This window comes from Streptococcus porcinus (assembly GCF_900475415.1).
GTDB classification, from domain to species: domain Bacteria; phylum Bacillota; class Bacilli; order Lactobacillales; family Streptococcaceae; genus Streptococcus; species Streptococcus porcinus.
Genome location: NZ_LS483388.1, coordinates 1069314 through 1091254 on the forward strand (window position 1 = coordinate 1069314; position 21941 = coordinate 1091254).

Annotated in this window: 21 protein-coding genes and 1 riboswitch; of the genes, 4 read left to right on the plus strand and 17 right to left on the minus strand. The window is 36.8% G+C overall.

Annotated features, from left to right (window positions below; all coding sequences use genetic code 11):
• Positions 1-2: 2 nt before the first annotated feature.
• Positions 3-2513 carry a DNA gyrase subunit A gene (gyrA, locus tag DQM45_RS05390; RefSeq protein WP_003083155.1) on the minus strand — a complete coding sequence of 837 codons (2511 nt, stop codon included), beginning with the start codon at positions 2511-2513 and terminating at the stop codon, positions 3-5.
• 194 nt (positions 2514-2707) lie between these two features.
• On the opposite strand from gyrA, the gene DQM45_RS05395 reads away from it, so the two are divergent.
• On the plus strand, positions 2708-3691 hold the full coding sequence (locus tag DQM45_RS05395; protein ID WP_003084658.1) for an L-lactate dehydrogenase: 984 nt from the start codon (positions 2708-2710) through the stop codon (positions 3689-3691).
• A gap of 38 nt (positions 3692-3729) precedes the next feature.
• Here the strand turns inward: DQM45_RS05395 and DQM45_RS05400 are convergent, their stop codons facing one another.
• From DQM45_RS05400 to DQM45_RS05440, 9 genes are all read right to left on the minus strand, one after another.
• On the minus strand, positions 3730-4263 hold the full coding sequence (locus DQM45_RS05400) for a dihydrofolate reductase family protein (RefSeq protein ID WP_003083923.1): 534 nt from the start codon (positions 4261-4263) through the stop codon (positions 3730-3732).
• 64 nt (positions 4264-4327) lie between these two features.
• Entirely contained in the window at positions 4328-5695 is a 1368-nt protein-coding gene (gene nox, locus DQM45_RS05405; protein WP_003086062.1) for a H2O-forming NADH oxidase, read from the minus strand.
• 307 nt (positions 5696-6002) lie between these two features.
• Entirely contained in the window at positions 6003-6605 is a 603-nt protein-coding gene (locus tag DQM45_RS05410) for a lysozyme family protein (protein WP_003084170.1), read from the minus strand.
• Positions 6606-7583, minus strand: a complete 978-nt coding sequence (locus tag DQM45_RS05415; RefSeq protein ID WP_003082870.1) for a nucleoid-associated protein — start codon at positions 7581-7583, stop codon at positions 6606-6608.
• A gap of 4 nt (positions 7584-7587) precedes the next feature.
• Positions 7588-8844 carry a serine hydroxymethyltransferase gene (gene glyA, locus DQM45_RS05420; protein WP_003085725.1) on the minus strand — a complete coding sequence of 419 codons (1257 nt, stop codon included), beginning with the start codon at positions 8842-8844 and terminating at the stop codon, positions 7588-7590.
• A 29-nt stretch (positions 8845-8873) separates the two neighbouring features.
• Complete coding sequence (locus DQM45_RS05425) at positions 8874-9467, minus strand: L-threonylcarbamoyladenylate synthase (protein WP_003083669.1); 594 nt, start codon at positions 9465-9467, stop codon at positions 8874-8876.
• Positions 9460-10290: a peptide chain release factor N(5)-glutamine methyltransferase gene (prmC, locus tag DQM45_RS05430; RefSeq protein ID WP_003083432.1), complete on the minus strand. Its 831-nt coding sequence runs from the start codon at positions 10288-10290 to the stop codon at positions 9460-9462. The genes DQM45_RS05425 and prmC overlap by 8 nt, the downstream gene beginning before the upstream one ends.
• The gene (prfA, locus tag DQM45_RS05435) at positions 10290-11369 is read right to left on the minus strand and encodes a peptide chain release factor 1 (protein WP_003085488.1); all 1080 of its coding nucleotides are present in this window, start codon (positions 11367-11369) and stop codon (positions 10290-10292) included. Before prfA ends, prmC begins: the two co-directional genes overlap by 1 nt.
• Before the next feature lie 15 nt (positions 11370-11384).
• Positions 11385-11963 carry a thymidine kinase gene (locus tag DQM45_RS05440; RefSeq protein WP_003084689.1) on the minus strand — a complete coding sequence of 193 codons (579 nt, stop codon included), beginning with the start codon at positions 11961-11963 and terminating at the stop codon, positions 11385-11387.
• A gap of 198 nt (positions 11964-12161) precedes the next feature.
• Between DQM45_RS05440 and DQM45_RS05445 the strand changes: the two genes are divergently transcribed.
• Together DQM45_RS05445 and DQM45_RS05450 are read left to right on the plus strand one after the other, a co-directional pair.
• Positions 12162-12347, plus strand: coding sequence for a 4-oxalocrotonate tautomerase (locus DQM45_RS05445; protein ID WP_003083140.1), 186 nt, complete (start codon positions 12162-12164; stop codon positions 12345-12347).
• A gap of 59 nt (positions 12348-12406) precedes the next feature.
• On the plus strand, positions 12407-13342 hold the full coding sequence (locus DQM45_RS05450; RefSeq protein WP_003085939.1) for an FAD:protein FMN transferase: 936 nt from the start codon (positions 12407-12409) through the stop codon (positions 13340-13342).
• A gap of 20 nt (positions 13343-13362) precedes the next feature.
• Here the strand turns inward: DQM45_RS05450 and DQM45_RS05455 are convergent, their stop codons facing one another.
• The 6 genes from DQM45_RS05455 to DQM45_RS05480 form a co-directional block, all read right to left on the minus strand.
• Positions 13363-14637 (minus strand): nucleobase:cation symporter-2 family protein, encoded by a 1275-nt coding sequence (locus DQM45_RS05455; RefSeq protein ID WP_003082560.1) that lies wholly within the window; start codon positions 14635-14637, stop codon positions 13363-13365.
• Positions 14637-15218 (minus strand): xanthine phosphoribosyltransferase, encoded by a 582-nt coding sequence (locus DQM45_RS05460; protein ID WP_003085958.1) that lies wholly within the window; start codon positions 15216-15218, stop codon positions 14637-14639. Before DQM45_RS05460 ends, DQM45_RS05455 begins: the two co-directional genes overlap by 1 nt.
• 83 nt (positions 15219-15301) lie before the next feature.
• Positions 15302-15397: riboswitch (purine riboswitch) on the minus strand.
• 43 nt (positions 15398-15440) lie between these two features.
• Positions 15441-16424, minus strand: a complete 984-nt coding sequence (gene guaC / locus DQM45_RS05465) for a GMP reductase (RefSeq protein WP_003083744.1) — start codon at positions 16422-16424, stop codon at positions 15441-15443.
• Between the two features lie 356 nt (positions 16425-16780).
• Positions 16781-18307, minus strand: coding sequence for an ABC transporter permease/substrate-binding protein (locus tag DQM45_RS05470; protein ID WP_003085086.1), 1527 nt, complete (start codon positions 18305-18307; stop codon positions 16781-16783).
• Positions 18300-19028 (minus strand): ABC transporter ATP-binding protein, encoded by a 729-nt coding sequence (locus DQM45_RS05475; RefSeq protein WP_003085301.1) that lies wholly within the window; start codon positions 19026-19028, stop codon positions 18300-18302. The genes DQM45_RS05470 and DQM45_RS05475 overlap by 8 nt, the downstream gene beginning before the upstream one ends.
• Positions 19029-19396: 368 nt before the next feature.
• Positions 19397-20239, minus strand: a complete 843-nt coding sequence (locus DQM45_RS05480) for an HAD family hydrolase (RefSeq protein WP_003085210.1) — start codon at positions 20237-20239, stop codon at positions 19397-19399.
• Positions 20240-20389: 150 nt separating this feature from the next.
• Between DQM45_RS05480 and DQM45_RS05485 the strand changes: the two genes are divergently transcribed.
• Positions 20390-21076: a hypothetical protein gene (locus tag DQM45_RS05485; protein WP_003082698.1), complete on the plus strand. Its 687-nt coding sequence runs from the start codon at positions 20390-20392 to the stop codon at positions 21074-21076.
• A gap of 65 nt (positions 21077-21141) precedes the next feature.
• Here the strand turns inward: DQM45_RS05485 and DQM45_RS05490 are convergent, their stop codons facing one another.
• On the minus strand, positions 21142-21900 hold the full coding sequence (locus DQM45_RS05490; protein WP_003084565.1) for an SDR family NAD(P)-dependent oxidoreductase: 759 nt from the start codon (positions 21898-21900) through the stop codon (positions 21142-21144).
• Between the last annotated feature and the right edge of the window lie 41 nt (positions 21901-21941).

Genomic DNA, 21941 nt, shown 5'->3' on the forward strand with positions numbered 1-21941 from the left:
TCTTAATCCTCACTTTTATCTATTGAAGCAGGGGTTATGTCTTGACTAGATGCTACGTCTGAGGTTGATAATTTAGCTAAATCTTTTTCGACTTCAGGATCTACCAAAGCAAAGGTGACAATTTTTGAGTCTTGATCTAATCGCATGACCTTAACCCCCATTGTAGATCTGCCAGTTTGAGAAACATCAGCTATACTAGTTCTTATAATGACGCCTTTGTTTGTTATAATCATAATATCCTCATGACCTGTAACAGTCACTAAACCTGCTAATTGACCATTCTTGGCGGTAATATTAGCAGTTTTTATGCCTTTACCTCCGCGGCCTTTTGTTGGGTATTCTGTAGCAGGTGTACGCTTACCATAGCCTTTTTCAGTAATGATAAGCACTTCTTGGTTGTCGCTAATCCGTGAAGCACCAACAACTAGATCATCATCACGAAGTTTAACCCCACGAACACCCGTCGCTGAACGTCCCATATTGCGAATACTTGCTTCTTCAAATCTAACTGAATAGCCTGATTTTGTTCCTATAATGATATCTTCTGAACCGTCAGTTAGCAAGACATTAATTAACTCATCGCCATCCTTAAGATTTAAAGCACGTAAACCATTTTGTCTAATATTGCCAAATTCTGAAGCATTTGTTCTTTTAACCAAACCTTGACGAGTGGTGAAGAAGAAAAATTTATTATCAATGTCTTCTTTACGCGCATTAATGATAGTTTGTATCGTTTCTTCTTCATCCAATTTTAAAAGATTAACAATTGGTAGACCTTTAGCTGTCCTACCGTATTCTGGAATCTCATAAGCTTTTAGCCTATAGACACGTCCTTTATTGGTGAAAAATAGGAGGGTATCATGTGTACTTGTTGAAACTAACTCTTTAACGAAGTCATCATCATTGACACCAGTCCCTTGAACGCCTCGACCTCCACGTTTTTGGGAACGAAATTCATCTTGAGCCAAACGTTTGATATACCCTTTATTTGATAAGGTGATCAAAACATCTTCCACTTCAATGAGGTCTTCATCTTCAAGTGATAATACTTCACCAACCATTAATTCTGTACGACGAGGATCAGCGTATTTGCGTTTAATCTCGTCCATTTCTTGAATGATGATAGCGCTAATTCGGTCTGGTTTAGCCAGAATATCAGCTAAATCAGCTATTAAAGCAATTAAATCATCATATTCTGATTGGATTTTATCTCTTTCCAAGCCTGTCAAGCGACGTAAACGCATATCCAAAATTGCCTGGCTTTGTCGTTCAGATAATTGGAAGCGACTCATTAACTCAGCTTGTGCAATAACATCTGTTTGGCTATTTCGAATAATTGCAATAACTTCATCAAGATGATCTAAGGCAACCAATAAACCTTCTAAAATATGTGCCCGTGCTTCTGCTTTTTCTTTATCAAAACGAGTTCGGCGAGTTATAACTTCTTTTTGGTGACTGATATAATTATCAATGATTTGTCTAAGAGTTAAGATTTTTGGTACACCGTTCTCAATAGCTAGCATATTAAAACTAAAATTAGTTTGTAGGCTTGTTAGTTTAAACAAATTGTTTAGGATAACATTAGCTGATGCATCGCGTTTAACTTCAATAACAAAGCGAACCCCTTCACGGCTGGATTCGTCACGGACTGCCGTAATTCCTTCAATCCGTTTCTCTTGAGCTAAGCGGACAATATGCTCATGAACTTTAGTTTTGTTAACACCATAAGGAAATTCAGTAACAACAATCCGTTCACGACCTGTCTTGGTTATCTCAATTTCCGTCCGTGAGCGCAAGACAATGGAGCCTTTACCGGTATCATAAGCACGATGAATACCTGAACGTCCCATAACCATAGCACCAGTTGGAAAATCTGGTCCCGGAATCACTTCCATTAAGTCCCTAGTTGTACATTCAGGGTGCTCCATTACCATTTTGACAGCGTCAATTGATTCTCCCAAATTATGAGGGGGAATATTGGTAGCCATCCCGACCGCAATACCAGTAGCACCATTTACCAATAAATTAGGAAATCGAGCTGGTAAAACGAGCGGCTCACGTTCACTTCCATCGTAGTTGTCTTGAAAATCAACAGTATTTTTATTAATATCCTTTAGAAGCTCTAGTGCTATTTTGCTCATGCGAGCTTCGGTATAACGCTGGGCTGCAGCACCATCACCATCCATAGAACCAAAGTTTCCATGACCATCTACTAGCATATGACGGTATGACCACCACTGTGCCATCCGAACCATCGCCTCGTAAATTGAAGAATCTCCGTGAGGATGATATTTACCCATAACATCACCTGTGATACGGGCAGATTTTTTATGTGGTTTATCTGGGGTAACTCCTAGTTCATTCATGCCATAAAGAATGCGACGATGGACAGGTTTTAAACCGTCACGAACATCTGGCAAGGCTCTAGCCACGATAACACTCATAGCATAGTCAATGAAACTTGTTTTCATTTCACTTGTCAGATTGACGTCAATTAGATTTTTATCTTGCATTTAAGGAATGCTCCTTTTCTAGTCAAACTCTATAACATTATATCATAAAATCCTTATTTTTTCACTTTGGAACCGCTATCAGAAAACTATTTTCATTTTTTCTCTGATTTGAGTGACAAAGTATTCACAAAGTGCTAAAATGAGATTGTATGGGTATTACTCTACCCTCAAAAAAATTAAGGAGAAGTTCAGACATGACTGTAACTAAACAACACAAAAAAGTTATCTTAGTCGGCGATGGAGCCGTCGGGTCATCATATGCTTTTGCATTAGTAACACAAAATATTGCGCAAGAGCTCGGTATTATCGATATTTTCAAAGAAAAAACTCAAGGAGATGCTGAAGATTTAAGTCATGCCCTTGCCTTCACTTCCCCTAAAAAAATATACGCGGCTGACTATTCAGACTGTCATGATGCCGATTTAGTTGTCCTTACAGCCGGTGCTCCTCAAAAACCTGGTGAAACTCGCCTTGATTTAGTGGAAAAAAACCTTCGCATCAATAAAGAAGTTGTTTCACAAATCGTTGCTTCTGGATTTAATGGCATTTTCCTTGTGGCTGCAAATCCAGTTGATGTTCTTACTTATTCAACTTGGAAATTTTCTGGCTTCCCTAAAGAACGTGTTATTGGATCAGGTACCTCTTTAGATTCTGCACGATTCCGTCAAGCACTTGCAGATAAAATTGGAGTTGATGCTCGCTCAGTTCATGCTTACATTATGGGTGAACATGGTGATTCTGAATTTGCTGTTTGGTCACATGCTAACGTTGCAGGGGTAAAATTAGAGCAATGGCTCCAAGATAATCGTGATATTGATGAAACTGGACTGTTAGATATTTTTGTTTCCGTGCGAGATGCAGCATACTCAATCATTAACAAAAAAGGAGCTACCTTCTATGGTATTGCCGTAGCACTTGCTCGTATCACTAAAGCGATTCTCGACGATGAAAATGCAGTTCTTCCTCTATCTGTCTTCCAAGAAGGTCAATATGAGGGTGTTAAAGATTGTTACATTGGTCAACCTGCCATTGTAGGTGCTTACGGGGTTGTTCGTCCGGTTAATATTCCATTAAATGATGCAGAATTGCAAAAAATGCAAGCCTCTGCTAAGCAATTAAAAGAAATTATTGATGAAGCTTTTGCAAAAGAAGAGTTTGCTTCTGTAGCTAAAAACTAGATTCTAAAAGCCAAAAGAGACCTTGATAGGTCTCTTTTTTAGGGTCTTTTCTGATAGCGAAGCATGGCAATCCCATCAGTAACAGTTGATTCAATCAGTTGCAATTTATGCTCTATACTATACCCTTTAAACAAGGGTCTCCCTTGACCTAAAATAGTTGGGATAATTCCAATGATGTACTGATCAATCAACTCAGTAGCAAGCACAGAATGCACCAAATCTGCTCCTCCAAATAACCAAATGGGTCCACCCTCTTCTTGCTTGAGTTGTTTAAGGGTAGCTACTATATCCTTAGAAAAGTAAAGGTTGGGGTAATCTGAGTGTAAGTCCTGATGGCTAGCAACATAAAACCTTTTCTTATGATAGCCTTGTATCTGCTCGATAGGACAATCATCTAATGATTTTCGTCCCATAACGACAGTATCGCACGAAGCAAAAAAGGCATCATTATCAAATTGTAAAGCAGAATCATAAGCTGTTGTTCCATGTCCTTCGATCCAATCATAAGAACCATCTGTTCGGGCAATAAAGCCATCTAAACTCATAGCGATATTTAAAATTAAGGGTCTCACATCTTTCCTCCTAAAAAAGTGTCCCTTCAGTGGGGACACTTTATCATGTCATATTTGACCTATTTTATTCTGCCCCTAAAGCAGCCATTGTGATGTAATTATATGGTTTATTGAAGTGAGGTAAGAAGAAAATATCCATTAGAGATAATTTTTCAATGGTTACCTTCTCTTGGATAGCTAATGAGAACATGTGAATTCCCATTGAGATGTCCTCTTTTGAAACCATTTGACAGCCTAAGACAACACGACTGTCTCTATCGTAAACGATTTTGATTGCCACTTTATGATTTCCATGTTTGATAAATTCTGGTTTTTGTAAATCATTGTAGCTAGCTTCCAAGGCATTATAACCAGCTTCTTTTGCCTTTTCTAGGGTTAAACCAGTTGAAACCATGTTTAGGCCGTAAATTGAAATACCGTTTGATCCTTGAACACCTGCTCCTTCCAGTTCATGTCCACAAGCATTATGAGCAGCAACTATTCCTGTCCGTACAGCATTTGATGCTAAGGCAATGTAGTTAATATCATCTCGTGCGTTATCATAAATAGTTGCACAATCTCCAATAGCATAGACATCTTTCATGCTTGTTTCTTGTTTTTTATCAACAATCCATGCTCCATTACGGAAGGTATCTAATTGACCACGTCCTAGCTCAGTATTTGGACGGAAGCCAACTGCCATGATAACCATGTCAACGTCAAAGCTGTCTTTATCAGTGACAAGTCGTTCTACTTTTCCATCTCCTTCAACTGCCTGAACAGCTTGTCCGAAGGCTAATTGAATGCCATGCTCTTCAAGGTTTTTACTCATTAAATCAGTGAAATCACGATCGTAGTAACCACCCATACATGTTTCAGCAATATCAACAAGGATTACTTCTTTTCCTTTTCGTTGGAAAGCCTCTGCCAGTTCAACACCTATGTAACCTGCCCCAACAACTGCTACTCGATTAATTCCTGGTTTTTCTAACTTTTCAATAACATCAGATGAATTTTGGTAAAGTTTAACAAATTGTAAGTTTTCTAAAGTTGCTTTAAATTCTCTTGACCCTTCAACGATTTCAACACCTTTAATAGGTGGTATAATTGGTTGTGATCCGGTTGCAAGAATTAATTTGTCATAGCTTTCAACATGTTCTTGACCTTCCACTAGTGCTGTTACTTCTTTTTTGTCATAGTCAATGTTTAAAACAGGCGATTCCATATAAACTTTAGCACCCATGGATTCTAACTGTTCTTTATTAGAATAAAAGAGACCTTCTGGGCCATCAATTTGCTCACCAATCCATAAAGCCATTCCACATCCAAGGAATGAAATGTTTGAATTCTGATCAAAAGTGACAATCTCATTTTCTAATCCATAGTTGGAGAGCATGGTTTTAATTGCGGCTGTTCCCGCATGATTTGTTCCAACAACAACGATTTTACTCATATATATTTGTTCCTCATTTCACAATATTTTCTGTTAGGTCTACATTATAGCACAGCAAAAAATTGCTTCCAAAGAATTTGCTTACAGATTGTTAGCCTATTCACAAAAATAAAATTGTCTCAAAATACTAATATACGACCTTTTCTAGAGGAGTAAAAAATTTATCTCCAAAAAAACCTACTATGTTTGTGAAATAACAAACATTAACATCAATTATCATAATTTTTTTGTGAAAAACCGAACAGATTACATTTATATAAAAAAACACTTCTGATCTTTTTTAGAAGTGTTGCAATATTTAATCTATTTAAAATTTTGAAAAGAATTTAATGAGGTACAAATTAAAGTGAACTTCACGAGAATAGTAGAAATTCCCTCCGTTTTTATATAACTGACCACCTGAAATAATAGCTAAGGGATGATAATAGATGTAGGTTTCCCCAGTCGTGTTACCAAGGCTGGGGGCAACGACCTCTCTTGAATATTTTTTAGCCAATGCCAAAGAGTTTTCACCACCATTTTGAGCAACATAATGGATATAATTTGAACCAAAGTTGTATGCTTGAATAGCAGTCCATGAGTCTACTCCTGCTTCTTCAGCTAGTTGTAAATTCTCTGATAGGAGTTTAACACCGTGTTTAATTGACACTTGACTATCTGTTATAGAATTAGTCTTTCCACTACTACTTTCACTTGACTGCATAACATCAGCTGAGCCACCTTTAGTTTCAGTATAAATCATAGCAAGAACTAAATTGAGATTCGTATCGGTGTCATGTTCAGCTAACGTTTTTTCGACCATAGGTTTATAGCGCATGACATTTTTTACATTCTGATGAGTAACATAAAGCTGAAAGATACAAAAAATCAGAAAGACTAAGAAAATGACGCGCTTTAAAAATTTCAACATTTATTTATTTTTGATATCCTCTATATTTTTAATGAGTATAGAATAGGTTCCATCATCATTCATGATAAATTCAACCGAGTCAGCATCTTGATAAATTGCATTTGGAACTGTTAATTCAATACCATTAGACAATGATAATTTTTGACTCTCCAACTTTTTAAGTTGTCGTGTATGGTCAATATCGCTGATTTTAATCGGTTCTGGTATAGTCTCTTTCACCTGGTCCACAAATGTTAAACGTGCTGTCAGATTATTATCAAATAATTGATCAGCTAACTTTTCAGGGGATAGGTGATCACCATTTTCAAGATTTTTTGAAATAGCTGACTTCATCTTTGATTGAAAAGCAAAGTCATCTTGATTGAAGTTTTCGGCTATTTTTTGTGCGGTTTGTTCAATAGTCTTAATTGATTTTTTAACAGACTGCTCTGGTTGAACTTTTAATAGGGTTTCCGAAAAATAATTTGAAAAACTACCATTGTGCTTGATTCTTTTCTCAATTAGATAATAATCGTTGCTTTCAAGGTTGATAACTAGGGCTTCATCGGGTGTTTGTGTTGCGCTGGGTAAATTATTTTGGGTAATACTTAAGGGATTTTCTTCCGAAATATTAGTATGCGCAAAAGATTCTCTAAGAGTGATTCTTAGAAAGGCAAAATAGGCCTGTCCGTCTTTCTCAAACCTGATAAAAACTAAATCATTGGTTTTTTGGTTTTCCGAGATAACAAATGCTTCTTTCCAAGCTTGAGCAACCGCCTTACTACTACTTACAAAATCATCACTTATCAGTTGACGAAAAGTATTCTCATGATTCATCCGACCTCTTTTAGCTTCATCAGAGAAGACTTTTTCTAACTTTTTTCGGAAATAATCATCAATACGGGGCGTAATACTTAACTCGTTGTCATTAAAGAATAAGTTTGTATCATTTGGTGAAAATTGATGAATAACTAATTTACGTATATAAATATCTAACATATTATCAATTACTATATAATGGGAAACGATTAGTGATAGAACGAACTTCTTGTCGAACCTCGTTTAAAACGGTTTGATCCTGATGATTAACAAGTGCTTTTATGATTAAGTGAGCAATAGCTTTGCTTTCTTCAACCCCCATTCCTCGACTTGTAATGGCAGCACAGCCAATACGGATACCAGAGGTTTTAAAGGGTGACAAGGTTTCAAAAGGAATGGAATTTTTATTTAGAGTGATATGGACATCATCTAAAAGATTTTGCGCCACTTTACCACTTTCGATGACTTTTGTTACATCTACTAAGAAAACGTGATTATCTGTACCGCCTGAAATAAGGCGGAAGCGTTCATCTTCAGCAAAAACTTGTGCCATTGCCGACGTGTTTGCAATAACATTTTTAGCATAGTCCGTAAAAGCTGGATCTAAAGCTTCTTTAAAAGATACAGCTTTTGCAGCTATAACATGCTCAAGCGGACCGCCTTGTAAGCCAGGAAAGACAGCTGAATTGATTTTCTTAGCAAGGTTTTCATTATTAGTTAAAATCAAACCACCACGTGGGCCCCGCAAGGTTTTGTGAGTGGTGGATGTTGTCACATCAGCAAAAGGCACTGGGTTTGGATGGAGACCCGCTGCTACTAAGCCTGCAATATGAGCCATGTCAACCATTAAATAGGCACCTACTTGATCAGCGATGTGACGGAATCTTTCAAAATCAATGATTCTAGAATATGCGGATGCTCCTGCTACAATTAGCTTGGGTTGCACTTCTTTGGCTTGTTCTAAAATAGCGTCATAATCAAGCATTTCTGTGTTAGGATCAACAGAATAACCGACAAAGTGATACGTTTTACCCGAAAAGTTGACTGGTGAGCCATGTGTCAAATGGCCACCGGCAGCCAAATCCATACCTAGCACCGTATCTCCCGCCTCAATTAAAGCCATGTAAGCTGCTGCGTTAGCTTGACTACCTGAATGGGCTTGAACATTAGCAAATTTAGCACCAAAAAGTTTTTTTGCACGTTCAATGGCTAAATTTTCAACGATATCAACACATTCTGTACCCCCATAATAACGTTTACCAGGATAGCCTTCAGCATATTTATTTGTTAAGAGGGAACCTTGTGCTTTCATTACAGCCTTAGAGACAATATTCTCCGAAGCAATTAATTCAATATTGTGCTCTTGCCTTTCTTCTTCAGCATGAATGGCTTCCCATAATTCTGGATCAAACGCTTCATAATTATCTATATCAAAAATCATTTTTTCTCCTTATTTTATATCTGAATTTATTATTCAAAAACAATCCCACTAATTTTAGTTTGAATATCGGCAGCACTTATACTCCCTTGTCTTAAAATTTTAGCCTTAGGACCAGACAAGTCGATAATTGTTGAATCTTGCCCTGTCAGAGACTGATCATCTTCATAGCCTTCTACTCGATTGTGAAAAGCTTTTATAATCTCAGCATATTGACAACCACTTTGTCTACCTGATAAATTGGCGGAAGGACCAATTAAGGGTCCGGCTATCCTTATTAACTGCTCTGTTACAGGATGTTTAGGTAGACGAAAGCCGACAGTGTCTTTACCAGAATTAATCCAAAAAGGAACTCGATCATTGGCTTTCAAAATAATGGTTAGTGGACCAGGTAAAAAAGCATCATATAGTTCCTTTAAATAAGTTGGCTGATCCTTAGAATAGTCTAAAATGGCTTGATAATCAGCTACATTCAAGTTCATAGCTTTTTCTCTCGGTCGTTGCTTGAGGGTATAGACCATATTTACAGCTTGCTCATCCATAGCTTTGGCAAATAGACCGTAAACCGTTTCAGTTGGTAAAACTAAGGCTCCTCCATTTTCAATAATTGATTTAAGTTTATCCATTATCAATAATTACCATACGATCCTTTCCATAACAATCTTGTTTTAGGCGAAACCTTTTTTCTGGGAAAGTGGATTTGACTAATTCACGAAGCGCCTGCCCCTGCTTATAACCAATTTCAAAGTAGATTTTCCCTTGCGGCGACAAGTAATGTTCTGCTTGTTCTAAAATAGAGCGATACATAGCAAGTCCTCCCTCCTCTGCAAAAAGGGCCAAATGTGGTTCGGAAACTAAAACATTACGTCCTACTTCTTTCTTGTCAGCAAAAGCGATATAAGGGGGATTAGAGACAATGATATCAAACTTTCCTGAAAGGGAACTAAAAAGATCCGACTGCCTAAAAGTAATTTCTGTCTCCATGTTCCAAGCATTAAATTGAGCAACCTGAATGGCTTCTTGAGAGATATCAGAAGCTACAACTTTCCATGTTGGTCTTTCTTTTTTGAGGCTGATAGCAATAGCGCCGCTACCAGTCCCTATATCTAAGAGTTGAAGGTCTTCTCTCTCATTCTCCGCAAGAATCAATGCCACAAGTTCCTCTGTTTCAGGACGTGGGATTAAAACTGACTCATTAACAGTCAGAATCAAATCTCGAAAGTAGGCTTTTCCGGTAATATATTGAGGAGAACGACCTCTATATAATTGCTCAAAAATAGATTTTAGAAGAACGTGGTCTTCTGCACTTACTTGCTGATTTTGATGTAGTAAAAAGTCCAAAAGAGACCATTCTTTCACTTCTCTGAAAACATAAGATAAGTTTTCAGGATCATCGCCAATTTGGACTAGTGCTTGCTCATATTCTGCTATCTGACTGGCATAATTCATTATTTGTTTAAAGATTCCAATTTCTGAGTTTGATCATACATAATCAAAGCGTCAATAACTTCATCCATTTTACCAGAAAGAATAGTATCTAATTTTTGAAGTGTTAAGCCGATGCGATGGTCTGTCACTCGATTTTGTGGGAAGTTATAAGTTCTAATACGTTCAGATCGATCTCCCGTCCCAATTGTCGATTTGCGTTCGGCATCTTGTTCATCTTGGGCGATTTGAGCAAAATGGTCTGCAACTCGAGCTCGGATAATCTTCATAGCCTTATCGCGATTTTTTTGTTGTGTTCGCTCTTCTTGCATCTCAACTTTAATATTGGTCGGAATATGGACAATACGGACAGCTGTAGCTACTTTGTTGACATTCTGCCCACCAGCACCTGATGCATGGTAGATGTCAACCCGTAAATCCTTAGGATCAATTTCGTATTCTACGTCTTCAATCTCAGGCATAACAAGAACAGTAGCTGTTGAAGTATGAACGCGCCCCTGACTCTCTGTAACAGGAACACGTTGGACACGGTGAGCCCCTGATTCATATTTTAATTTAGAATAAACCGACTGACCTGAAACCATGGCCACAACCTCTTTGATACCCCCTACACCATTGTAGGAAGCTTCCATGACCTCAAAACGCCATCCTTGACTCTCAGCAAATTTTTGGTACATAACCAACAAGTCCCCTGCAAAAAGAGCCGCTTCATCACCACCTGCTGCTCCTCTGATTTCTAAGATAATATTTTTATCATCATTTGGATCCTTGGGTAAGAGTAGAATCTTCAGTTTTTCCTCGTAGTTTTCTTTGGCCGCTTTTGATTCTTTCAGCTCTTCTTTAGCCATTTCTTCAATCTCAGCATCACCGCCAGATTCTTTAATCATCTCTTCTGCGTCAGCAATTGACTGAATAATCTCCTTATATTGGCGATAAGTAGTTACGGTATCTCTAGTGTTGGCCTCTTCTTTAGATAATTGCATAAAACGTTTAGTGTCTGAGACAACTTCTGGGTCACTTAGGAGTTCACCTAATTCCTCGTAACGATCTTCTAGAGATTGCAACTGATCATAAATATTCATTTTAGTTTTTCTCCTTTAGTTGTTATCTAATGGCGGGTGAAAGTAATGCTTGCGACAAACGGGAATATAACTTTCATTGCCTCCAATTTGAATCTGCTCCCCCTCATAGACAGGTTTTCCATCTTTCATCCGTAATTGCATGATAGCCTTTTTACTACAATATTGACAAATTGTTTTAATTTCATCAATTTTGTCAGCTAGGAGCAAAAGATGTTTTGATCCTTCAAAGAGCTGGTTCTGAAAATCATTTTTTAATCCAAATGCCATAACAGGAACATGGAGCTCATCGACAACTCGTGCTAAGTCATAAACATTCGCTTTACTTAAAAACTGACATTCATCAATCAAGACACAATAAGGTTTTGTATCCAAATTATCTATATAAGCAAAAATATCCATATCATCAGAAATGGGTACTGCTTCTCTTTTCATGCCAATGCGACTTGAAACTAAACCAAAACCATCACGAGTATCCAAAGCACTTGTCATGATGACAACAGGTTTGTTCTGCTCTTCATAGTTGTGTGCTACTTTTAAAATTTCAATGGATTTTCCAGAATTCATCGTCCCATATTTATAGTATAATTGAGCCAAACTGGGGGTCCCTACCTTCTTTATTTATCTAAACCATTCTACCACAAATGAAGCTATTTGGCGATTGCAATTAACCCTAAATGTCATTTCACATGTACTATTCTGTGAGTTAAAGACTACTTACTGTACGTGTCTAACTTTCCTATGCAACTTTGACAGAAAATGGTAAAATAAAGGAAAATGTTAGGAGAATAGATAATGCCATTTGTTAAAATTGATTTATTTGAAGGTCGTAGTCAAGAACAAAAAAATGAGCTAGCTCGTGAGGTCACTGAAGTCGTCGCACGTATCGCTCAAGCACCTAAAGAAAATATCCACGTTTTTATAAACGACTTACCAGAAGGAACTTATTTTCCCCAAGGTGAAATGAAACGAAAATCATAAGTTCTTTAGGATCAAATCTGATTTGGTCCTCTTTTTATAGTAGTGCAAAGGAGATGAACATGCTAGTTACTAAGCGAGTCCACATGATGGGGACTGTTATTGATATCCAAATTGAATCACAAAAAGGGCCTGAACAGCTGAACACAGTGTGCAATTTGCTTGAAATCTATAAAAATCGCTTCAGTGCAAATGATAGTGACTCTGAGCTAATGGCTATTAATGAGTCTTCAGGCCAACAAGCTGTGAAGGTCCATCCGGATTTATTAGAATTGATTAGCATCGGCAAGGCACAAAGTCTAGCCACTCCTAGCAATTTGAATATTGCCATTGGCCCTCTTGTTCAAAGCTGGCGAATTGGCTTTTCAGACGCGAAAGTTCCTTCTGAAAATGATATAAAAAAAGAATTGGCTCTAACTAATCCAGATAACATTTGTATTGATTCGGATAATAAAACAGTTTACTTAGCTGATAAGGGTATGAAAATTGACTTAGGATCTCTCGCCAAAGGCTATATTGCTGATAAAATAATGGCCTATCTCATCAATGATGGTATAAAGTCAGCCCTTATTAATTTAGGAGGAAATGTCCTTGTACACGGGGCTAATCCCAAACGAGCTGATGGCCTATTTTATATTGGTATCCAGCACCCTCAAAAGTCACGAGGACATAACCTCGGAATTGTAAAAATCCATAATCAGTCCGTTGTTACCTCGGGCATTTATGAAAGAAGACTACATGTGGATGGAAAAGACTATCACCACATCTTTGATAAGCATACTGGTTTTCCTATTACAACTGATATGGCAAGTTTAACAATTATTGCCGATTCTTCATTAGATTGTGAAATTTGGACGACACGCTTATTTGGTCTTAATAGTTTAAAAGTTTTCAATATCATTAATTGTGAGCCAAACATTGAAGGGATTATTGTCACAAAAGATCAAAGACTGGCTGTCTCAACTGGGCTAAAAAAATCATTCACTATTTCATATTAATAAAAAAACTAAGCTATGGCTTAGTTTTTCTTTGTATGTCCGTTAAAAATCAAGTTTAAGGTAACTGCCGTTACAGTTGCAACGACAATTCCATTGGTCAAAAACATATTAGCTGTCGTTGGCAGACTTGCAAATAGTTTAGTCCCGTTAAAGCCTACTCCTACTGATATAGAGAGGGCAGCAATCATAAAATTAGCTTCATTATTTGTAAAATCAACACGAGTTAACATCTGCATTCCTTGTAAAGCTACCATTCCAAAAAGGACTAACATCGCACCACCTAGAACGGGGTTTGGTATCATTTGTGCCATTGCTCCAAGTTTAGGTAATAAGCCAATGAAAACAAGGAAAGCTGCAGTGTAATAAATTGGCCGACGTGTTTTAATACCGGATAACCTAACGAGACCGACATTTTGGGAAAAACCAGTATATGGGAAAGTATTAAATAAACCACCCAAAAGAACAGCTAGACCTTCTGAACGATAACCATTGCGAAGACGTTTGCTATCTAATTTCTCATTAGTAATATCAGATAAGGCTAAGTAAACACCTGTTGATTCTACCATAGATACAATAGCTATAATACACATCATCACTATCGAGGTCAGTTCAAAAGTTGGTGCTCCAAAATAAAATGGTGTGGGTATATGAACCCATGGCGCATTGGCAACTGCTACTGTATCAACGACTCCCATCATAGCAGCAATAATTGTTCCTGAAATAAGACCAATTAATATAGCAATAGATTTAATAAAACCACTTGCAAATTTTTGGATAAGGAGAATAATAACGATTGTGAGAGTTGCTAAAGTTAAACTTTGGAGACTTGGTTTATCAGCATTATTTCCCATGTTGCCGATAGCAACAGGGATCAGTGACAACCCAATAGTTGTAATAACAGAACCTGTTACAATAGCAGGGAAAAAACGGGCTATCTTTGAGAAAACTCCAGCAATAGCAATGACAAAAATTCCAGAAACAATCAAGGCTCCAAACATCGCTCCTGATCCTTGTTTAGAACCAATAATAGATAAAGGAGCGACGGATTGAAAGGCGCATCCTAAAACAACTGGTAAACCAACACCGAAGTATTTATTAAGTTGTAATTGTAAGAAAGTGGCTACACCACACATAAAAATATCAGTTGAAATTAAGTATGTTAACTCTCTTGAAGAATAGCCGATAGCTCCGGCAATCATTATCGGTACTAAAATGGAACCTGCATACATGGACAAAAGATGTTGTAATCCAAGAAGAGCCGATTGTGAGTGGGAATGTTCTTTACTTGTCGTCATTAGGCATCAGCCTCCATAAAAATTGGTTGACCATTTTCAAAATTTTGAATTCTTACCAATGAGGTAACCTCAAGATCGAATTCTTCCAATAATTGCCGTCCAGGTTGAAATGATTTTTCAATGACAATACCGACACCAACTACGTCAGCTCCAGCTTGCTTAATGATTTCAATTAGACCTTTAGCAGCCTGGCCATTTGCCAAAAAATCATCAATAATCAAAACCTTGTCTTTTGAGGATAAAACCCTGCTGGCAATTGAAACAGTACTAGACACTTGTTTAGTGAAGGAATAAACTTCTGCTGTCAGAATCCCTTCGGTCATGGTAATGTTTTTATGTTTCTTAGCAAAAATCATTGGTACTTTTAAAGCCTGTGCTGTGTAAAGAGCAGGAGCTATACCAGACGCTTCAATAGTGACCACTTTTGTTATGCCATGTTTTTGATAAGCTTTCGCAAATACTTGACCAATTTCTTGCATCAGCTCAAAATCAACTTGATGCGTGAGAAACTTATCTACTTTTAAGATGTTTTCTCCTAATATATCACCATCCTTAAGAATACGCTCTTCCAATAATTTCATGATTACCCCTTTCAAAAATAAAAAAGCTTGCCACAAAATAAAAGGACACTACCCCTCTTATTTTGCACGGTAAAGTTACCAAGCAAGCTTTTTCGCTTACTTATTGTTAGACATTCCGGTGTCTTGTAGAAACGCTGTGCCAATTCACAACATAAATAAGTAGATTATTCAATTTTTTATTACATCTAGTTTAACACGATTTTCTAAGATTTCAAGTTCCAATTAAATAGAATCGCCATTCCAGATAGAGTTTTTGACAATAACATAGTCCACACGACGAAGACCATCCAAATCTCTACCTCCAGCATAAGAAATAGATGATTGCAAATCCTGTTTCATTTCTCGTAGAGTATCCGCTAAGTGACCTTTGGTTGGTAAAAGAATTTTTTTACCTTCAACATTTTTATGTTCACCTTTTTGGTATTCAGAAGCAGAGCCATAGTATTCTTTAAAACTTTCGCCATCAACTTCAACCAGTTTACCAGGACTCTCCAAATGACCTGCAAACAGTGACCCAATCATCACCATACTTGCACCAAAACGAATTGACTTAGCAATATCCCCGTGAGTCCTGATTCCCCCATCAGCAATAATGGGTTTACGGGCTGCTTTCGCACACCAGCGCAAGGCAGCTAATTGCCAACCACCAGTTCCAAAGCCAGTCTTTACTTTTGTGATACATACTTTTCCTGGTCCAATACCAACTTTAGTTGCATCTGCACCAGCATTTTCAAGTTCACGAACAGCTTCTGGTGTTCCAACATTACCTGCAATTACAAAAGTTTCTGGTAATTGACTTTTGATATGCCTAATCATATTGATAACACTATCAGCATGGCCATGTGCAATATCAATGGTGATAAATTCTGGTGCATCCTCTTTTAGGGAAGTAACAAAATCATATTCATAAGCTTTAACCCCAACCGAGATTGAAGCTATTAACCCTTGATCATGCATTCGTTTGATAAAGGGTTTACGAGCTTCTTCGTCAAAGCGGTGCATAATGTAGAAATAACCTGCTTTAGCTAATTGCTCAGCAATATTTTCATCAATAATAGTTTGCATATTTGCAGGGATAACTGGTAATTTAAAATTATATTTACCGAGTGTGACACTGGTATCTGCTTCCGATCGACTATTGATAATACATTTATTAGGGATCAGTTGAATATCTTCGTAATCAAAAACAGGCATGTCATTAAACATAAGGCTTCTCCTTTTAAAAGACGGTAATGGGGTTACCCCATATTCTTTATTAAAAATGACCTTCCTATAATCTCTAAATAGAGACATCGCTAGGCAAAAACTTACCTTTCCTTCTAACATTCTAAATCAACGTATTTTTTTTGTCAAATATTTTCGATATATAAAAAATAAAGTTCGGTTTTTACTTATCACCCATTATTAGCTTGGATAAGGGACTCCTTGATTTAACCAGTTTTGGTCATCTAAAACAATTTTAATATTCAAAAAATAATCACTGTAACCTTTATATCTGAAGAATCATAAAAAATTGACGACAAAATACTTTTGTCGTCAAACTCAGAGTGAGATAATAACTTTTATTGTTTAATCAATCCTTCTTTAACTAGAAAATCATGAGCGACACGGCTTGCTTCTTTTCCTTTAACAGAGACTTGATAGTTCATCTCTTGCATTTGGTCTTCGCTAATTTTACCGGCCAATTGATTGAGAATCTTTTTCAATTCAGGATGTTTTTGAATTAGGGCCTTTTTCATTAGTGGAGCACCTTGATATGGAGGGAAAAGGTGCTTATCATCTTCCAAAACTTTAAGATGATATTTTTTCAATTCAGCATCTGTTGAATAAGCATCTGTTATTTGGATATCGTTAGCTTTGATTGCTTGATAACGAAGAGCTGGTTCCATTGTGGAAACTGGTAAAGATAGACCATATTTACTTTGTAATCCCTTGTACCCATCTGCCCTATCTTTAAATTCTAAGGTAAAACCGGCTTTTAATTGCCCCTCATAAGCTTTTAAGTCTGAGATTTTTGTAAGCCCTTTTTCCTTGGCTAATTTTTCTGGTACAGCTACGGCATAAGTGTTCTGATAAGCAAAAGGCTTCAACAAAACCAAATTATCCTGTTTAGCAATACCATTCTTAGCATCAAGATAAACCTTTTTGGGATCATTGGATAACTCCGTTTTGCTTGTTAAAAGACTTGAGGTTATCGTTCCTGTGAATTCGGGGTAGATGTCAATATCTCCAGACTTGAGAGCTTGATAAAGAAAACTTGTCTTACCAAAATTTGACTTAACTTCTACTTTCAATTCTGACTGATCTTCAATTATCTCTTTATAAATATTGATTAGAACTTCCGGCTCAGCTCCTAGTTTTCCAGCAATGACGAGTGTTTCAGATTTTTTCGTAAATTGAGAGACTAACTTGGGACTATAAGATACTAATAGTCCCAAGACGATTACTGCAAAGGCCAGTAGAATTTTTTTAAGTGAAGCTTTTTCTAAATATTGCAAAATACTATTAAATAAAATAGCTAAGAGAGCAGATGAGATGGCTCCAATTAGAATCAAATCTGTATTATTTCGGTCAATTCCTAAAAGAATAAATGACCCTAAACCGCCGGCTCCAATCAAAGAGGCCAAAGTCGCTGTACCAATAATCATTACAGCTGAAGTTCTAACTCCTGACATAATAACTGGCATAGCGATAGGTATTTCGAACTTTTTCAATCTTTCCCATTTGGTCATTCCAAAAGCTGTGCCAGCTTCAACTAAACTAGGTTCGATTCCGTTCAAACCAGTAATCGTATTTTGAATAATAGGAAAAATAGCATATATGACTAAAGCAGAAACTGCTGGAACGGTACCTATCCCCATCAAAGGAATAAAGAGGCCTAAAAGAGCTAATGATGGAATCGTCTGAAAAATACCTGTAATTTGTAAAACAATATCTGACCAACGTTTACTCTTACTTAAAAGACTAGCAAGCGGAATGCCAATTAAAATAGCAATTAAAAGAGCAATTAAAGAAATTTGTAGGTGTTCTGCTAGTGCCTTAGTCCAATCAGGAAAACGTTCTAGGAAGGTTCTTACAATACTAGTCATCTATATCACCTCCAAAAAGACTGGCTACAAAGTCATTAGCTGGATTCTCCACGATGGCTTCGGGCGTATCCACTTGGATAATTTGCCCTTTATCAAGTATAGCAACACGATCACCTAATTTGATAGCTTCTTTAATATCGTGTGTTACAAAAACGATAGTCATATCGAATTCACGATGTAAAGCAAGCATTAAATCTTGTAATTGTTTTTTTGAAATAGGATCCAATGCTGAGAAAGGCTCATCCATAAGTAAAATCTTAGGATGCGAAATAAGGGCACGGACAATTCCTACACGTTGCTGTTCTCCACCAGACAAATCCTTTGGATAACGATTCATGTATTCTTCAGCAGGTAAGTTTACCTTATTCAAAAAGTCTTTTGTTCTTTGAATGGTCTCTTCTTTTGTCCATTTTTTCATTTCTGGAATAATGGCAATATTTTCGGCAACTGTTAGGTTAGGGAAAAGAGCGATTTGTTGCAAGACATAACCAATCGAGAGGCGCATTTCACGCAGGTCCAATTCAGCTTGTGGTATCTTATTGAGTAAAATTTCACCCGAACTTGGTTTTATTAAACAGTTTATCATTTTTAACAGTGTTGTTTTGCCTGAGCCACTTGATCCCACTAAAACAAAAAATTCACGATCATTAACTTGAAAACTTTGCTCTTGTAAGACCAAAGTATCCCCAAATTGTTTTGAGACTTTATTAAAACGTATCATATTTTCTCCATTTTTTGTCTTCAAAAATATAGTTTTTTTTACAACATTATAAAGTTAAACTACCACTATCTCCTAAATCAAAACGCCATTTATCTAGACGAACAATGACAGGAACAACATAACTGAATAGTAGCATCTCTTCACAAAAGATAGGTGTTTCTTAAATTTTCTCACAACTCAAACTAAACAGCTATGTGTTAAAAACTATTTTACCATTTCTCCTTGTCTTCTCCTAATAAAAGAACGTAGTTTTCTTCTTAGTATTTGGGCATGTTATCGAGGCAACAATCTAACATTTTAACTAATATAATTATAAAAACCGAGTTTTGGATCAACATGGTGGTCACTCAAAACTCGGTTATCATTTCTTAAATTAATTCTAATTTTTTAAAGGCAGTGTAGAGACCTTCTTCTTCAACATCATCTGTCACCATATCTGCCATTGCTAAGATCTCAGGGCCCCCATTTCCCATCGCAACGCCAAGATTACAATAGTCCAACATAGGAATATCAATCTTAGCATCACCAAAAGCAATCGTATCTTTCCTATCAGCTTTTAGGTGTTCTAATAAAATGTCAATTGCATGTGCCTTGGTAACACCCTTGACTCCTAAATCTCCAAATAAGGCTGTTTCGCCACGACCACCCCAAGTATTAGCTTCTAAGTTAGGAAATTCTAATATTGAATCTAAGTGATCTTGATAGTCTCTTAAAATAAAAGAAACCTTATTTAAGTCATCACGATACAAGGGGGCTCCATATACCAATCCATGTAAGGCATCTTCAGCTTCTAAGTCAGCAACTTCTTCAGCGGTTTTGCCTTTTCGCATGGAATAGGCTCTCATAACAGGACGTGCCGCTTCGCGGAAATTCTCGCTAGCAAAAAGCCCATTATTTGATTCTAAATAAAATTCTAAACCTCGCTCATGTAGCCAGTCAACGATATGTTTAGCTTCACTAGAGGGAATTAGCCGATGCATGATAACTTCACCATGGTGTTCTACATAGGACCCATTACCGCCAATCATGCCATCAATTCCCATCTCCCAAATATCTTTTGGTATTTCGGCACGACTGCGACCGGAACAAACATAGATTAAATGTCCGTTTCTTCTAGCTTTTTTAATAGCATTAAATGCAGATTGAGGAAGATTATTAGCGTAATCAACAAGTGTACCATCAACATCTAAAAAAATGATTTTTCGAGTCATTATGTTACCTCTTAGCTTTTTATGTTACGATTATACTATGATTGTAGTTGGATAAACTAGTCATTTAATCAGCTATACTAATACTATCATCTGCTATTTTCTATAAACGCTTTAATTGCATTTTAAAGCTATTCTCGTTACTATGGAATTATGAAAAAAACACAAGCCATCCTCGCAGTTTTCTCTGATACAAACATCTTCCAACAAGAATTCTTTAAAACTCTCTCAAACTACTACTCTGAACTTTTCGAGATTACAGTTGCTCCGTCGTCATCTAATTTTGACCTTAAAGAATATAATGGCATCTTCTCTTTTGTAGAACTTGAAACACAACAACCCATTTTCTATTTTTCAGAACAATTGGTATCTAAAGCTTTCTTCATTACAGAAGAGCGTCTAAAAGACGGTCAAATAATACTAGAGCTCAGCTCTGCCTTAAACCAATTCTATCAAAGTATCAGTCATTCACTATGGGATTTATTCCCTTATCAAATTCGACTATCTGATAATAGTGGCAATTTTACATACCATAACCATCAATTTAATGGCAGCTTTTTTGAAGATGAAGAAAAGAGATTAGAGACTTGGCTCTATCACCAATTTAAAAGTAGCCGTGTAAATCAAACTAAGCATTTCTTACTACCAACTGCTTCTCTAGATCATATCTATTTTCAATCATATTATAGTCTCACTAACAATGAAGGTCACTATCTTGGAACAATAGATATAGTACAGGATTTAAAACCTATCCTGGCCCAGTACCTAGAGGAAACGGCACAAGCCATAGTTGGCTGGTCAGATGTGACATCGGGACCTTCAATCTCAGATAACCTTTAACAGTTACAAATTAAGGACAGAACTAATATAGCCATACTGTTTTAATCAGTATGGCTATATATTTTTTAATCTCTATAAACAGGTTGTGGCCCATAGGTTTGCGAAACAGGCATAATTTCAATCCGATTAATGTTAACATAGTCTGGTTGAGAAAGAACCCAAGAAACTGTTTTAGCAATATCAACTGGTTGAATAGCATGTGCTCCTTGATATAAGGCATTTACACGCTCTCGGTCACCATTAAAGCGAACAGTTGAAAATTCTGTGCCTTCACATAGGCCTGGTTCAATATTAGAAACTCGGATTTTAGTCCCCGCTAAATCAGCACGTAAATTAAGTGAAAATTGTTTAACAAAGGCTTTAGTTGCTCCATAAACATTAGCCCCAGGATAAGGAATCGTTCCTGCTGTTGATCCCAAATTAATGATTGTACCAATATTTCTAGCAACCATTTTGGGCAAAAGCTGATTTGTTAGGTAGGTTAATCCCACAATATTGGTATTAATCATAGTCAGCCAATTAGCGAAGTCAGCTTCTTGCGCCTTATCCAAGCCTAGAGCAAGTCCAGCATTATTAATTAAGATATCAATTACCTGCCAGTCAACTGGTAAGCTTTTTAAGCCAGCATCAATTGAGTTAGTGTCTGAAACATCCATCTTTAAAGCTAGAAATTTTTCTGCGCCCAAATAAGCTTCCATTTCACGTAATTTATCAATACGTCTTGCTGCACCAATTACACGGTAACCATCTGCAATTAATTGATAAACTATCTCTTTACCAAAACCTGCTGAAGCTCCTGTTACTAAAGCAATTTGTTTTGTCATTAGTTAAACCTCCTAAAAACAAAGCAAAACCTTGTTGACAT

Excerpts from the sequence above, each read along its gene's own strand:
- guaC (WP_003083744.1), bottom strand. The coding sequence starts at position 16,424 with ATGTTTAATGACATGCCTGTTTTTGATTACGAAGATATTCAACTGATC.
- glyA (WP_003085725.1), bottom strand. The coding sequence starts at position 8,844 with ATGATTTTTGATATAGATAATTATGAAGCGTTTGATCCAGAATTATGG.
- DQM45_RS05470 (WP_003085086.1), bottom strand. The coding sequence starts at position 18,307 with ATGACTAGTATTGTAAGAACCTTCCTAGAACGTTTTCCTGATTGGACT.
- DQM45_RS05450 (WP_003085939.1), top strand. The coding sequence starts at position 12,407 with ATGCTAGTTACTAAGCGAGTCCACATGATGGGGACTGTTATTGATATC.
- nox (WP_003086062.1), bottom strand. The coding sequence starts at position 5,695 with ATGAGTAAAATCGTTGTTGTTGGAACAAATCATGCGGGAACAGCCGCA.
- DQM45_RS05460 (WP_003085958.1), bottom strand. The coding sequence starts at position 15,218 with ATGAAATTATTGGAAGAGCGTATTCTTAAGGATGGTGATATATTAGGA.
- prmC (WP_003083432.1), bottom strand. The coding sequence starts at position 10,290 with ATGAATTATGCCAGTCAGATAGCAGAATATGAGCAAGCACTAGTCCAA.
- gyrA (WP_003083155.1), bottom strand. The coding sequence starts at position 2,513 with ATGCAAGATAAAAATCTAATTGACGTCAATCTGACAAGTGAAATGAAA.
- DQM45_RS05485 (WP_003082698.1), top strand. The coding sequence starts at position 20,390 with ATGAAAAAAACACAAGCCATCCTCGCAGTTTTCTCTGATACAAACATC.
- DQM45_RS05445 (WP_003083140.1), top strand. The coding sequence starts at position 12,162 with ATGCCATTTGTTAAAATTGATTTATTTGAAGGTCGTAGTCAAGAACAA.
- DQM45_RS05480 (WP_003085210.1), bottom strand. The coding sequence starts at position 20,239 with ATGACTCGAAAAATCATTTTTTTAGATGTTGATGGTACACTTGTTGAT.
- prfA (WP_003085488.1), bottom strand. The coding sequence starts at position 11,369 with ATGAATATTTATGATCAGTTGCAATCTCTAGAAGATCGTTACGAGGAA.
- DQM45_RS05410 (WP_003084170.1), bottom strand. The coding sequence starts at position 6,605 with ATGTTGAAATTTTTAAAGCGCGTCATTTTCTTAGTCTTTCTGATTTTT.
- DQM45_RS05425 (WP_003083669.1), bottom strand. The coding sequence starts at position 9,467 with ATGGATAAACTTAAATCAATTATTGAAAATGGAGGAGCCTTAGTTTTA.
- DQM45_RS05475 (WP_003085301.1), bottom strand. The coding sequence starts at position 19,028 with ATGATACGTTTTAATAAAGTCTCAAAACAATTTGGGGATACTTTGGTC.
- DQM45_RS05455 (WP_003082560.1), bottom strand. The coding sequence starts at position 14,637 with ATGACGACAAGTAAAGAACATTCCCACTCACAATCGGCTCTTCTTGGA.
- DQM45_RS05395 (WP_003084658.1), top strand. The coding sequence starts at position 2,708 with ATGACTGTAACTAAACAACACAAAAAAGTTATCTTAGTCGGCGATGGA.
- DQM45_RS05415 (WP_003082870.1), bottom strand. The coding sequence starts at position 7,583 with ATGTTAGATATTTATATACGTAAATTAGTTATTCATCAATTTTCACCA.
- DQM45_RS05490 (WP_003084565.1), bottom strand. The coding sequence starts at position 21,900 with ATGACAAAACAAATTGCTTTAGTAACAGGAGCTTCAGCAGGTTTTGGT.